Origin of the sequence: Paenibacillus sp. P46E, from assembly GCF_001909095.1 — a bacterium.
GTDB classification, from domain to species: domain Bacteria; phylum Bacillota; class Bacilli; order Paenibacillales; family Paenibacillaceae; genus Paenibacillus_AQ; species Paenibacillus_AQ helianthi.
In genome coordinates, this window is sequence record NZ_LVYZ01000029.1 from 124,751 (window position 1) to 137,201 (window position 12,451).

13 protein-coding genes, 1 pseudogene and 1 riboswitch are annotated in these 12,451 nt (G+C 46.2%); of the genes and pseudogenes, 1 reads left to right on the forward strand and 13 read right to left on the reverse strand.

Annotated features, from left to right (window positions below; all coding sequences use genetic code 11):
* Nucleotides 1–9: 9 nt before the first annotated feature.
* The 9 genes and pseudogenes from A3849_RS07765 to A3849_RS07805 all read right to left on the reverse strand — a co-directional run bounded on the left by A3849_RS07765 (nucleotide 10) and on the right by A3849_RS07805 (nucleotide 8,734).
* Entirely contained in the window at nucleotides 10–702 is a 693-nt protein-coding gene (locus A3849_RS07765) for a hypothetical protein (protein ID WP_074110891.1), read from the reverse strand.
* On the reverse strand, nucleotides 702–2,189 hold the full coding sequence (locus A3849_RS07770) for an SMI1/KNR4 family protein (RefSeq protein WP_074110892.1): 1,488 nt from the start codon (nucleotides 2,187–2,189) through the stop codon (nucleotides 702–704). Before A3849_RS07770 ends, A3849_RS07765 begins: the two co-directional genes overlap by 1 nt.
* Before the next feature lie 149 nt (nucleotides 2,190–2,338).
* Entirely contained in the window at nucleotides 2,339–3,724 is a 1,386-nt protein-coding gene (locus A3849_RS07775; protein WP_074110893.1) for an amino acid permease, read from the reverse strand.
* Nucleotides 3,725–3,854: 130 nt separating this feature from the next.
* A riboswitch (glycine riboswitch) is annotated at nucleotides 3,855–3,934 on the reverse strand.
* Between the two features lie 160 nt (nucleotides 3,935–4,094).
* Nucleotides 4,095–4,547 carry a DUF1569 domain-containing protein gene (locus A3849_RS07780; RefSeq protein ID WP_178382634.1) on the reverse strand — a complete coding sequence of 151 codons (453 nt, stop codon included), beginning with the start codon at nucleotides 4,545–4,547 and terminating at the stop codon, nucleotides 4,095–4,097.
* A 33-nt stretch (nucleotides 4,548–4,580) separates the two neighbouring features.
* A complete protein-coding gene (locus A3849_RS07785) occupies nucleotides 4,581–6,011 on the reverse strand; it encodes an aldehyde dehydrogenase (RefSeq protein WP_256700691.1) in 1,431 nt (476 codons plus the stop codon).
* The gene (locus tag A3849_RS07790; RefSeq protein ID WP_074110896.1) at nucleotides 6,002–6,304 is read right to left on the reverse strand and encodes an ArsR/SmtB family transcription factor; all 303 of its coding nucleotides are present in this window, start codon (nucleotides 6,302–6,304) and stop codon (nucleotides 6,002–6,004) included. Before A3849_RS07790 ends, A3849_RS07785 begins: the two co-directional genes overlap by 10 nt.
* 151 nt (nucleotides 6,305–6,455) lie before the next feature.
* A pseudogene (locus A3849_RS07795) lies at nucleotides 6,456–6,675 on the reverse strand (alpha/beta hydrolase); the annotation flags it as partial.
* 179 nt (nucleotides 6,676–6,854) lie between these two features.
* Nucleotides 6,855–7,877 carry a DUF2804 domain-containing protein gene (locus tag A3849_RS07800; RefSeq protein ID WP_074110897.1) on the reverse strand — a complete coding sequence of 341 codons (1,023 nt, stop codon included), beginning with the start codon at nucleotides 7,875–7,877 and terminating at the stop codon, nucleotides 6,855–6,857.
* Between the two features lie 104 nt (nucleotides 7,878–7,981).
* Complete coding sequence (locus A3849_RS07805) at nucleotides 7,982–8,734, reverse strand: alpha/beta hydrolase family protein (RefSeq protein WP_074110898.1); 753 nt, start codon at nucleotides 8,732–8,734, stop codon at nucleotides 7,982–7,984.
* Nucleotides 8,735–8,985: 251 nt separating this feature from the next.
* Here A3849_RS07805 and A3849_RS07810 point away from each other — a divergent pair, with 251 nt between their 5' ends.
* Nucleotides 8,986–9,693, forward strand: coding sequence for a DUF4386 domain-containing protein (locus A3849_RS07810; protein WP_074110899.1), 708 nt, complete (start codon nucleotides 8,986–8,988; stop codon nucleotides 9,691–9,693).
* Here the strand turns inward: A3849_RS07810 and A3849_RS07815 are convergent.
* From A3849_RS07815 to A3849_RS07830, 4 genes are all read right to left on the reverse strand, one after another.
* Nucleotides 9,650–10,246 (reverse strand): Crp/Fnr family transcriptional regulator, encoded by a 597-nt coding sequence (locus A3849_RS07815; protein ID WP_074110900.1) that lies wholly within the window; start codon nucleotides 10,244–10,246, stop codon nucleotides 9,650–9,652. The genes A3849_RS07810 and A3849_RS07815 overlap by 44 nt on opposite strands.
* Before the next feature lie 22 nt (nucleotides 10,247–10,268).
* Nucleotides 10,269–10,700, reverse strand: a complete 432-nt coding sequence (locus A3849_RS07820; RefSeq protein WP_074110901.1) for a pyridoxamine 5'-phosphate oxidase family protein — start codon at nucleotides 10,698–10,700, stop codon at nucleotides 10,269–10,271.
* A 79-nt stretch (nucleotides 10,701–10,779) separates the two neighbouring features.
* Nucleotides 10,780–11,742, reverse strand: coding sequence for a peptide-methionine (S)-S-oxide reductase MsrA (gene msrA / locus A3849_RS07825; protein WP_074110902.1), 963 nt, complete (start codon nucleotides 11,740–11,742; stop codon nucleotides 10,780–10,782).
* Between the two features lie 176 nt (nucleotides 11,743–11,918).
* Nucleotides 11,919–12,206, reverse strand: a complete 288-nt coding sequence (locus A3849_RS07830; RefSeq protein ID WP_074110903.1) for a hypothetical protein — start codon at nucleotides 12,204–12,206, stop codon at nucleotides 11,919–11,921.
* Nucleotides 12,207–12,451 lie beyond the last annotated feature (245 nt).

Below are 12,451 nucleotides of genomic sequence, written 5' to 3' on the forward strand. Positions count from 1 at the left end.
CCCTGTTCATCAGGGGGGGGACGGTTCTTCTTCCGTAAGCTGCATCGGCACCAAAAACTTCGCCTGGACGAGTTCATCCAGCATCCGGGCTTCTGCCACCTGAAGATACTGATTCTTGCCTTCATACTGCTGCCGGGAATACATGGCCTGAAAAAAACAAAGCATCGCATGCTGCAGCTCCGGATTGCTCAGAGGAATATGGATCTCCGGCGTTCCGCTCCAATCGGGCGGCGGCAATAGATCGTCTCTGCTGATCACGAGCGTGTTTTGCCCGTTATCAATGAGAAGGTTGCGGATGCCAAGGAGATGAAGCTCAGCGAGTATCATGGGGATTTTCTCCCGGCTGATCTTTCTCATTTCCAGCTCAATGAACTGCTGCAGGTAATAATCCGCCGCATCTGCTGAGAATGCTTCCTCAGAGAACACCCATACCTGGTCATTACCGTCGATGTATGGATAATTCGTATGGACATCGTACGCCATAAATAATGTTCCGGCATTTAAGATTGTTTGTTTCAATGAATCCAAGAGCATCTTTGCATCAAAGTGTTCCGTCTCAACAGCTTCGCTTTCCTTAGAATACCGGGCAGATTGAATCATAGTGATCAGGTCCTGAATCGTAAGTCCGCTGCTTGCCTCCATGGTCATTGGATAAATAAATAGAACTTCTCCTGCTGCCTTATCTTTCTGTTCCTCGCTCATCACCAACTCACCTGCCATCCGTAGGACTGAAGGTTGAAATATTTATTGAACTCAGCGACTACGGAGTTTGCATGTTCCTCTGATGTTGCCTGAAATATTGTGATGCCGGTTATACTACACCCGGAAATCTCCTCCAATCCGCTAAATCTTGATGCATCTACTCCAATATCCCGAAGACTCGTACAATTTTTGAATAGGGTTAAATCGCCAACCGGATAAGTGAACTCCTGTAATTTCTGCAATTCTCCTAGAACGGGTATATTCGATTCATCCTTTGCACAACTATCCGTTTTAAAAGTTGTTAAATTCCTTAGGTCTTTTAAAAACGCTAAGTCAGGTATTGTCACTTTTTTGAGTTCCAGTTTTTTCAACTTCCTAAGGTTTGAAATATAGCTCAAATCGCCAACTTCTAGTTCTTCTAAGCTTAATTCCGTCAAGTTTACTAAGGCTCCTATTGCTTTGCTGTCCATTGAGTCCATTTTATATAATCTGAGATTTTTTAATTTTTTTATATCCTTCAGTTTATATATGTCCGTTAATGATAGTCTGGTGAATGTTAGTTGCCGTAACTCTTCTAAGTATACTAGGTACTCCAAATCAGACTCTTTAAAGGATTGCCCCCCTATTACAAGCTCTGTTAATCCAGGCAACTGTCTGAGTACATCGTAATTTGCAATTTCATCGGCATGTATAATAAGTTCCTTAAGATTAGGCATACGGGTCAGAATATCCAAGGATACTACTCCGTGTTTTCTCGCCAGATCAGACCGAATAAAGACCATTCTCTGTTTATTCAATGTTTCTGCAGAAATAAAACCGCCTTCATGATCATCTTCAAAATACTCGGCCCAAAATCCGCTGACTGGGATAACGCTGTTTTTTTCTGTTTCCATTGTAGTCAACGCCAGCACATCATCAAACAGATGTCCATGCTTCCGGTGAATAAGGATCACTTCCTCCTCGTCTATGGCATTGATTTCACCATTGCTGAAGCCTGATTCGATAAATTCAAAGAAATGCCCCAAGCTCTCTGAAATAACATAGGAAATATTCGAATTGCGGTCTAATGTAATGATTTGACCATAACTTCCCTTTACTCCGGGTTCCAGATCCATTACAAGGAACGACCCTCCTCCATCTTCAGCAAAAGGGACCCATCCCTTTCTATATTCCCCTTCTTTCACTGTATCCGGTTTGCCGGAAATAATATCACAGCCTGAATTCTGACGCCTTCTCCAGGTAGCCGTTACCGATTGTAGGGTCATCCAGCTAAAACCAGCCATAACTCCAAACACCTGATCTCCTTCTCCATTATGTTTCATGTATAATTGTCTGAAATCATCTGGAAATCTGCAATTCATCATTCTCTCTGCTTGGTTGATTTCTGCTTCCTCAGCTGCTGGATTCAGTAAATCCCCAATATCTGGTATGTTCGATTTTAAAATCTCAATCAGGCGAGACTCGCTTTTTTCATTAAACAATGTCATATAGTATCCTCCATTTCGCGGATTCAGAACCTCTCTAGAACAGTATACAATCTTTTTAGAATGGAGGGCTCTTCCACATTAATGGGGAGTTGTCTTGATCAAAGCAGCCCCCAAAACCACTGAATGGTGGAATTGAGGGCTGCTTTGATTTATTGAATTGTCGGTTCTGCATTGATTATTTTGTTGTCCTGCTCCCTCTTCCTGCTATTTACCGAATACAAAACATATAACAGAATGAACCATAGAGGCGTAAACAATAATGCCGGACGTGTTTCTCTAGCGATCAGCATTATAATGAGTATGGCAGCAAATAAAGCGAGGACCACAATATTAACCGCCGGCGTTAACGGTGCTTTGAATTTGGATTTCAAATGTAATTCTGGCCGGGTCTTCTTATATTTGATGTGACATACGAGAACAACACCCCACACCCAGATAAAACAAATGGCACTTATGGTGGTTACGATTCCAAAGGCCTGCTCCGGAATGAGCTTGCTCAGAAGAGCACCGGCAGATATGACCAGCGTAGAAATGAATAACGAGTTTCCGGGTACATGATTTTTATTCAGTTTGGCAAAATGAACGGAGGCTTGATTCTTCCGGCTCAAATTATAAAGAATCCGGCTTGTCGAGAACATCCCGCTGTTGCATGCAGAAGCGGCTGAAGTTAATACGACGAAATTGATAATCCCTGCGGCGATTGGAATCCCTACTAGACTAAAGGTTTTTACAAAAGGGCTTTCTGCCGGACTGAGTTCCGTCCATGGATTAATGCACAGCAGGACGAACAACGCGCCAACGTAGAAGAAGAGAATCCGCAGAGGTATTTTGTTGATCGCAGATGGGATGTTTTTCTCCGGATTCGCGGTTTCCGCTGCCGACACCCCCACTAATTCCACACCGACATATGCAAACACCACCATTTGGAAGGAAAATAAAAAACCTTTTACACCGTTCGGAAACACGCCTCCGTGTTCCCAAAGATTCCGGACTGTTACCGATCCTGCATCCGTCTTGAGCCCCATAATCAGGAAAATGATACCTATGCCGATTAAAGCAAGAATCGTGATGACTTTGATTAGAGCAAACCAGAATTCGAGTTCACCGAAGTTTTTGACAGTCAGTAAGTTGAGTCCTAACAAAATAATCAGGCAGACGACAGCAGGTACCCAATGCGGAATATTAAACCAATACTGCACATATACGCCTACTGCAATCACATCAGCCATAGCCGTCATGATCCAGCAGAACCAATAGGTCCAACCCGTGATGAATGCCATCCGGGGCCCAAGATAGTCTTCGGCAATATCTGTAAATGACTGGTATCCCGCATTAGACAACAGAAGCTCTCCCAGCGCTCTCATCACGAAAAACACAGCGATGCCCACGATTAGATAGGTAATCATGATGGAGGGCCCCGCCTGCTGAATCGCCTTGCCCGATCCCAGGAATAATCCTGTACCAATAGTGCCTCCGATGGCAATCAGTTGAACATGCCGGTTGGCCAGCTCTCTTTTTAATTCTGTTTGCGCCATTCCTAGTTCCCCCTTATGAATACTATGTATTGATGCCAATAAAAAAAGAGACTGGATGTCATCCAATCTCCCGGGTTATAAGAATATGAAAAAATACCTGTCCTGCTGCTGTCAGCATGACAAATACATTCCGTACTCTTCTGTCCTTTTGCCTGAGATTGTGAACCCTTCGGCGCCACGGAATTCCGTGGTCTCTCCAGAAGCTGCTCCTGCTATAGTGTGATCCATAGCAATCATAGCTTGCGAATTATGAAGTTAATGTACCTGCGTTTCTGATATTCTAACATATTACTTGCAATGGGAGTATCAGATCAGTGATAAAAGTCTCAGACCAATTACTTCCAGATATTTTTGGCATTCAATCACTGGCTTAGCTTGCGAACTGCACCTCGGAGAAATGATCTGTAACGTGCATGGTGAAATACCGGTCATACTCCTCCTTGCTTAGATCTCCAAAGATCAAGTGGGGAGCTAACTTCCCTTCGTATGCTTGAAAGGTATCAATTGCTTTGAGGAGAAGTCCGATTCCCTCTTTGACGGTTCCCTGTTTTTCAAGCTTGGACGCACCTGGTACATGTGCCGTCAAATCATGCTTCATATGGCCCTGCTTCAAAAATTTCCGGATCACGATGCGGCCGATGGTTTGTCTCACAATTCTGGGCTTCAGCTGCGGATAACCTGTCATAGAATATTCAATGGTCTGAGCGCAATGGGCAAGAATCTCATAGAGCGGCCACTGCTTGGTTGGGATAACGTCGTACCCCTCCATGATCAGCAGTTCTTTCTTCACATCATCCAGTGATGCAAATTGTACATTATTCATCTTGTTCACCTCCTGATCGTCGTTTCTCATGTATTAACGCATAATCTTTCTGACCCACTTGACCTTGTCGCCATAAGGCGGAAATAAGAAAGGGATATCCAGCCTCGTGCTTTTGGTGAGGACGCTTTTGGTATGAGAGAACAGCTCGAAGCTGTATTTCCCGTGATATGCACCGATCCCCGCGTTTCCTACTCCCCCAAATGGCAGGTGGTGATTGGCAACATGGCTGATCGTATCATTCACGCACCCGCCGCCGAAGGAGACGCGTGAGAGTACTTCCTCCTCGACCTGACGTTGTCCGGTAAACAAGTACAGTGCCAACGGTTTGGGACGGGCATTCACCATTTCAATCGCCTCCTCCACTAGACGGAAGCCCATAATAGGCAAAATCGGCCCAAAGAGTTCATCCTGCATCGCAGGGTCCGACCAAGAGGTTGCCGCAAGCAGTGTTGGCTCAATGTAGAGCTCATCTCTGAGCATTTTCCCGCCCGAAAGCACGCTATTCGGTCCCGCTTCCAGAATTGCGGCCAAGCGGTCGAATTGTCGTTCATTGACGATTCGGCCATAATCCGGACTTACTCTGGCGTCCGGTCCGAAGAACCCTGTCAGCACCGTCTTCATCCGGGCAATCAATTCCTCCCGAATCTCTTCATGGGCAAGTACATAGTCCGGGGCAATACATGTCTGCCCCGCGTTCATCATCTTCCCCCAAATAATCCGTTTGGCCGCAACGTCAAGGTTCGCAGTCCGCTCCACGATAGCCGGACTTTTGCCCCCAAGCTCAAGCGTGACGGGCACAAGGTGATCTGCAGCAGCTTTCATGACGATCTTGCCGACCGGTACGCTTCCCGTAAAAAAGATATAATCAAAGGGAGCGTGAATCAGCGCCGAGGTGGTCTCCTTCTCCCCTTCAATCACTCTGATATACGTCTCGGCAAAGGTTTCGGCGATCAGTTTCTTAACGGCAGCAGTAACTGCAGGAGTATTCTCGGAGGGTTTTAAGACCGCGCTGTTCCCTGCCGCAATGGCTCCGATCAGCGGTTCAATCAGCAGCTGGAACGGATAATTATAGGGTCCGATGATAAGAACAGTTCCGTAGGGCTCTCTATACTGGTAACTCTTAGATACAGCAAGATAGAAGGGAGTTCTTACCCTTTGCGGCTTCATCCACCGCTTCAAGTGCTTGCTCATGTAGCGGATGCTGTCCAGCGTATAACCAATCTCTGTCGAATAAGCCTCAAATTCACTTTTGTGCAGGTCCTGATATAATGCCGCCAGTAACAGCTGCTCGTTCCGTTTGATCGCATCCGACAGCTTCCCCAGCTGCTCCAGACGAAACTCCACGCTTCGTGTATAACCGCTATGAAATTTCTCGCGATGCTCCTGCAGGATTTCATTGACCTGCTCTGAGTTCCACTGCTTCATATTCCTTCTCCTCTTTCTATGAAATGGGCCTAGAGACAATCCCGCTCTAAGGCAGCTAGAAGCCTTCTTAACAACTCTACCGATTCCTGCATGGACAACTCATAATATCGCTGGGTTCCCACTTGCTCGACTTTGATGACTCCCGCATTTTTGAGCAATTTCAGATGATGGGAAACTGCCGGCCGTGACAAGGACAACTTCCCGGTAATTTCATTGACCGTCATCCTGCCATCCTCCGATAGATGGAGCAGAATATCCTGACGGTGCGGATCACTTAATACTTGAAGAATTGGAAGGCTTTCGCGAAAAATCTGCAACGCCTGCTTTCCCATGCTGGTGCCTCCCCGTTTATGTAGTTTAAATGTTTAAACATTTAAACCAATGGTATGGACTCATATTATACTTTTCTTGTTCAATAATCAAGTGCGGCTCCGGATGACGTATATTAGAAGCTGCAACCTTTCACATGGAACGTTCTCCAGTCTCAAGGTCCACACAGAAATCGGTGCAGCTAAAATCAAGCGTGCCTTTCGGCGAAGCAAAAGCCGCAATAACGCGATTGTATAAACGGAACGCTTCGTTTACCAAGTCCGTTCTTTCCCCCAGTGGCGAAGAAATTGGTTATAAATTCATCCAAGAACGCTAGACGATCCGCCTTTACCCCGTCTTGAAACCCTTGAATAGCGGCATCGTCGAATCCCCCGTATAGTTAATATTTTTAACGCTGAGAATATAACAATTAATATCCTTACTGTAATTCCTCCTAAAAAACAGATCTTTAGCCTCTCACTTCTCAATCTAGCTACGTTGCAGATCAAATGGCCGAAGCGGATATATAACCCGGGAATATGAAACTGCGCAAGCCGATCGCGTTAAGTCCCTTTACCACCGGTTGACCGCATGTTCCGCAAAGGCCACGAGATCCTTAACCTCGATTACCGTACCGTCGTCTAAAACGGCCTTCCCGTTAAACTTCCCGAAAATCTGGTGGCAATGCGTATCGATAATTTTCAGTTTCATTTCCGTGTACCGATCATAGATCGGCTTGAACTCCATTTCGAATCGCCCATCTTCGCTGATGAAGGTTTTCCTGGCCATGTAACCACCGCCTCCTTGCAGATCGAAGTGAACTTGGCCGATCTTATGCGCTTCGCCGTCATAGAACAAGATGTTCTCCGTGGCGGCAGATGTGTTACCGAAGCCATAGCCGATGTTAAAGCCGAACCGTTTGCCGAAGGCATAACCGCTGCCGCTTCCCCAGAACCACTCGTGACTGAAAGGCCATACCCCCCGGCCCCAATCGAGAAGCCCGAAGGCGGTATCGGCTTCGAAGCGATATTCCTGTTCCCCTATTCGGGCAAAACCGTTAGCAGGCATACAATTGATTTTATGATTGTAATAGAAAAAACGACTATCCTCATCAAATGGCGTTGCCATCACAATCGAGGTAGAATCAGGCTGGATTAGCCGAATATCGATGTCGATCGGTAACTGCTTGCCGTTGCCAGCGGACTTGCAAATAAGTCTGCGCTCTCCGTCCATCACTTGAAACTGCATGAGGAAGCCTTTTTTCTGATACGTCAGATCGCCTTGCTCGGCCGTTGCCGGCATATTCAAACGCCCGAATGGCAATATAAGCATGTTCGATATATCGTACCGTTTACCAGTCTCAAACTCGAAGAGCTTCACGGATACATCGCCGGCGTAGGAGACATGCCCTATAGTCATCTGCAAGCCATACTGATCGTTCGACACTTGATAGAAGTCCCATTCCTTCACTCGCCAGGGTGGTGCCTTGATTGCGTCCCGATTGAAGGTAAGCACGGCTTGGGTCGAGTAACCGCGCTGCAGCAAAACGCCGTCGCTGCCAAGCACAGGACCGGGCGTATGAATTCGATTTTGCATAAGTAACCCCCTCCAGACTTGAGTTGCCAAAGCATGATACGCTCATGAGCGCCTCTGCCCAGACCTAGACAGAGACCGGGAATAATATCTATTTCATTTAGAGATTAGATATTTGCTTTTATAAATTCATATGTCATCTCAGCGACTCTTTGATTACCAGCTTCTGAAAAACCGTGACCTTCTCCAGGAAACACTTCAATTCTAGCATGAGGGTATATCATTGACGCCTTCTTCCCATATTCAAGTGACACAATATCATCCTGATCCCCATGAAAAATCAAAACATTTTTATCGAATTGGCCAATATGGTCAAATACATCATATTCATGAATGGATTCAAAAAACACTCTCCCCAATTGAACTTCCCACAGCTCATACGCATCAGGAATGCTCCCCAGTGTTGGAAACTTTTTATTCCAGTCAGCTACAATACACAGTGCTGGAAATAGCAATAAAAGTCCTTTAATATCTTTTATATACTCATCAGCTACTAATGCAGATACTAATCCTCCCTGGCTTCCTCCAAATAAAAAGATATTATCAGGATCAACATTCTCCCAAGTTTTTATGTTCTCAACGACAGCGCATAGATCTTCCTTTTCTGTAAATATAGACATTTCATTGGTCCTAAGGTCACTCTTTGAGTTTACGGAGCCTCCACAAAAGTCGAAACCATAGGCGCCCACACCATTCTTTGCTAAATAGTCACTATTCATAGCGAAGTCTTCATTTATTCCATTAAAACCATGGCTGAAGATCACGACGGGACACTTTTTCTTATTAGGCATGTAAGAGACACCAAAAACTTCTCTCCCATGATGTTTAATCTTTACCGTTTCTTTTTGATAACTGTTCATATTTAACCCTCCATGATATAGAACTTTTCCACAACGCTTTGTAACTTTGATACCCTCTTTCAAATATTCTGCATGGCCTACAATTTCACCTTTGCTTGAGGTACGGTTTCACCAACCTTGCGTTATCCCGGCTTGACTTCGATACCAGGCGCTTTTGCATCCCTCATCTGAACTCCCTTGACTTAAGTCAATGCCCCCTCCTTACCCTCTTTGTACAATGGAACCAGAATCAATTAGAGGGGGTTGTGTTAATGACTGCAGCAGTGGCACGAACTGGGGGAATTTCACTACTTGTGATGGCGGTGGCCGCCGCATTTTCGTATGGATATGTTCATGGGAGTCTTGTGGTGGAGGGAGATCCAGCCGCTACCTTCGGCAACCTGCAAGCTTCTCCCCTGCTATTCAGGGCTGAAATTCTGGGATGGGTGCTGATATTAGCCTGCGACATTGCAGCCGCATGGGCATTATATACGGTTCTGCAGCCTGTGCAGCACGCACTGTCCCTGCTGGGCGCATGGCTGCGCCTGTCCTATACCGCGGTATTGGGGGTTGCTGTCTCCAGCCTGGTTGTCGTCTCGCTTCTTACAGACAGCAGGAGTCAGGCACTGATCGGCTTCACACCGCAGGAGCTGCAGGCGGAGATGATGCTTTTTCTTCACGCTTTTGAAGCGGTGTGGTCGATCGGCTTGATTCTGTTTGGGGGGCATTTGCTCACAGTGGGCCTGCTGGCCTTTCAATCAGGGAATATCCCGAAGATTATTAGTGTTCTGTTGCTGTTGGCTGGGGCAGGTTATATCTTGCTCCATCTGAGCAGCACACTCGTTCCTGAGTATGAAGAATTTATAAAAGTAGTCAAATGGGTATTTATGCTGCCTATGACAGCGGGAGAGCTGGGCCTTGGCCTATGGCTGCTGTTCAGAGTCCCGGACCCGCGGGTTCGCGCTGAATCCGCTTCTTGATCCGGCTCAGTGATTCCGGCGTTATTCCGAGATAACTAGCCAACTGATGCTGGGGGACACGGCTGATCAGTGCGGGTCTTTTGTGAAGGAGAGCCTTCAGGCGGTCTTCGGGAGAAGAGGCAATAAAAGCGGCGAATTCCTCCTGCATCTGACCGAAGCTCTGTTCAATCATCTGACGGGTCATAGTTTCGAGTTGTGTATGTTTGGTGTACATCGCCTTCTCAGTGTTCAGCGGGCCGACCACTAATGTACAGTCCTCCAGACAGGTCAGGGTATACTCCGACGTTTTATCCGGCTTATGCGCATTGAAGATGGAAATCGCCTGCTCCTCTGTGTAGAAGTTGGAGGTGATATCCCGGCCCATAACATCAACTGCATGCTGCCGCACGCATCCCTTTAGGACAAAATAGCAATAGTCTGGAACCTCTCCCTGCCGCAGCAGAACATCTCCCTTGCTGTATTCCTCGACAAGGATTTCATCCAGAATCGCCTGCTGCTCTTCAGTACTCAAAGAAGTCAGCCGGGTCATATATTGGAGTAAAAGATGCTTCATATTCCAGCCGTCCCCCTATAGATTAGATTTCACTCATCACGGGCACATCGAAATTATCTGAATGAAAATGGCTGTAGAACCGCCCATTTTCTGCTGTGAATTTCAGGACGCAATAATCCGGGTCCGTTACGCCCAGCGAATAATAATCCGTATCGCCCTCACGCCAGATCATTTCCTTGGAAGCCTGGTCCTCCAGCACCTCCATGATGCCTCTCAGCATGAAGCCTTTAAATGTGCGCGGATTGCAAAAGTACACACAAGCCTGCGGATGCTCCCTATACTGTCTGACCCGCATGGATGAGGTATTGGTCGTGAAATAAAAGACCTGCATTCCTTCCCTTTTGCGCGGCGGCAGCATGGCCTTCATATTCGGAAACCCTTCTGCATCCACAGATCCGATAAAAGATACCTCTGCCTCGTCCATTAATGATTCGATAGTCTGCTCCATATCCATCCTGCATTCCTCCAGCGATTCATATGTATTTCAGCATCTTCCATTTTATCACTAACCAGCCAGACGTAAATTACTACGATCATTTTAACAGCTCCAGATACCGCCCCAGCCCGTTCGCCTCCAGCTCCTCCTTCGGGATGAACCGCAGCGCGGCAGAGTTGACCCGGTAGTGCTGGTTCGCCGGCTCCGGCCCATCGAAGAACAAGTGGCCCAGATAGGCTCCGCTCAGCCTGCTGCGCAGTGCCGTCCGGACCTCTCCGCCGCTATAGTCAGCTTCACGCCGTATCAGCCCTTCGGCAATCGGACCAGTGAAGCTGGGCCAGCCGGTGGCGGAATCGAACTTGTCCGCCGAGCTAAACAGCGGGGCGCCACTGATCACATCCACATAAACGCCGTCACGAAATTCGTTCCAGTACTCATTCTCATACGGCGGCTCTGTCGCCTTATGCTGCGTGACCTCATATTGGAGCCGGGTCAGCTGACTCTTCAGGCGTTTTTGATCCTCACGGCTGTTCCAGTGCTGCTCCAGGAATTCGTCCCGGCCCGAACCCTTCAGATAGAGCTTATAATCCAAGGGATGGGTTTTATAATAATCCTGATGCATAGACTCAGCCGTGTAAAATGGAGCAGCGGGAAGAATCTCCGTCACAATCGGATCCTTGAATCTTTTACTCGCCTGGAGCGCTGTCCTGGACGCCTCCGCCTTTTTCCGCTGCTCATCATTATGCACAAAGATCGCCGTCCGGTAGGAATATCCCCGGTCCATGAATTGCCCGCCCTTATCTGTCGGATCAATCAGCTGCCAATAAATGTCCAGCAGCCGCTCATACGGGAACACCGCCGGCTCAAATGTAATCTGCACAGCCTCCACATGCCCCGTCGTTTCCGTACCCACTTCCTCATAAGTCGGATTAACCGTGTGACCGCCCGTATACCCGGATACCAGTGAGACAATGCCCGGCAGCTCGTCAAAGGGCTTGATCATGCACCAAAAGCAGCCTCCTGCAAAGGTGGCAAGCTCCGTTCCGTTCTTTTCGTTCAAGCGGCGCACCTCGCTCCTGTGTTAGCATTTTGAACTTTTAAACAAATAGGATTTTCATGAATCCAATTAGACTCACGAAGATCCTGATTTCTGTATAGAACCTTAAGAAATAACATAAAAGTGCGACCACTGTCTTTCTTTAAGAACTATATAATCTGAATTAACAAATCTTAATTTTAATCATGTACTATCTCACCGAAATCTGGTAATTCCTCTTCATTTAGCCCATCCCTCTTACGCTTCCATAAGTAATCATCAATAGTAAATGCTCTACTGTCCCCCTTCCCTATAGAACCCTCAACGAACTCCTCCTCAGAGGGCATTATTTCTTCAATCTCAAAATTCAACATTGACATAGTATTTAATGAATTCAGAAATTCTTTCCAACCATAATTCATTTCTTTATATTCAATAATATCCTCTCTATATAAAAAAGTAATATTTTCAATGTTATCATTAATCATTCCTAATTTTTCTTGAGATATATCCTTAGATTGACAAATCAATAATATGTGCGCTAGTATACTTAAGAATTTTCTACACTTCATATTTGATAAATTATAAGCATATGCACCATAAGCAAACTTTTCTTTAAAGGAATTAAAATAATAGAATCGAAATTTTCAGATAGCATTAATTCTTCTATCAATATTACTTATATACTTGTGAAAAATATACATTTCTTTTTGTGATAGTTCAGTCTCCATTT

What these genes read in the sequence shown, in the direction of transcription:
- A3849_RS07765 (WP_074110891.1), bottom strand. Translation starts at nt 702, where the DNA reads ATGAGCGAGGAACAGAAAGATAAGGCAGCAGGAGAAGTTCTATTTATT.
- A3849_RS07770 (WP_074110892.1), bottom strand. Translation starts at nt 2,189, where the DNA reads ATGACATTGTTTAATGAAAAAAGCGAGTCTCGCCTGATTGAGATTTTA.
- A3849_RS07775 (WP_074110893.1), bottom strand. Translation starts at nt 3,724, where the DNA reads ATGGCGCAAACAGAATTAAAAAGAGAGCTGGCCAACCGGCATGTTCAA.
- A3849_RS07780 (WP_178382634.1), bottom strand. Translation starts at nt 4,547, where the DNA reads ATGAATAATGTACAATTTGCATCACTGGATGATGTGAAGAAAGAACTG.
- A3849_RS07790 (WP_074110896.1), bottom strand. Translation starts at nt 6,304, where the DNA reads ATGGGAAAGCAGGCGTTGCAGATTTTTCGCGAAAGCCTTCCAATTCTT.
- A3849_RS07800 (WP_074110897.1), bottom strand. Translation starts at nt 7,877, where the DNA reads ATGCAAAATCGAATTCATACGCCCGGTCCTGTGCTTGGCAGCGACGGC.
- A3849_RS07805 (WP_074110898.1), bottom strand. Translation starts at nt 8,734, where the DNA reads ATGAACAGTTATCAAAAAGAAACGGTAAAGATTAAACATCATGGGAGA.
- A3849_RS07810 (WP_074110899.1), top strand. Translation starts at nt 8,986, where the DNA reads ATGACTGCAGCAGTGGCACGAACTGGGGGAATTTCACTACTTGTGATG.
- A3849_RS07815 (WP_074110900.1), bottom strand. Translation starts at nt 10,246, where the DNA reads ATGAAGCATCTTTTACTCCAATATATGACCCGGCTGACTTCTTTGAGT.
- A3849_RS07820 (WP_074110901.1), bottom strand. Translation starts at nt 10,700, where the DNA reads ATGGATATGGAGCAGACTATCGAATCATTAATGGACGAGGCAGAGGTA.
- A3849_RS07830 (WP_074110903.1), bottom strand. Translation starts at nt 12,206, where the DNA reads ATGATTAATGATAACATTGAAAATATTACTTTTTTATATAGAGAGGAT.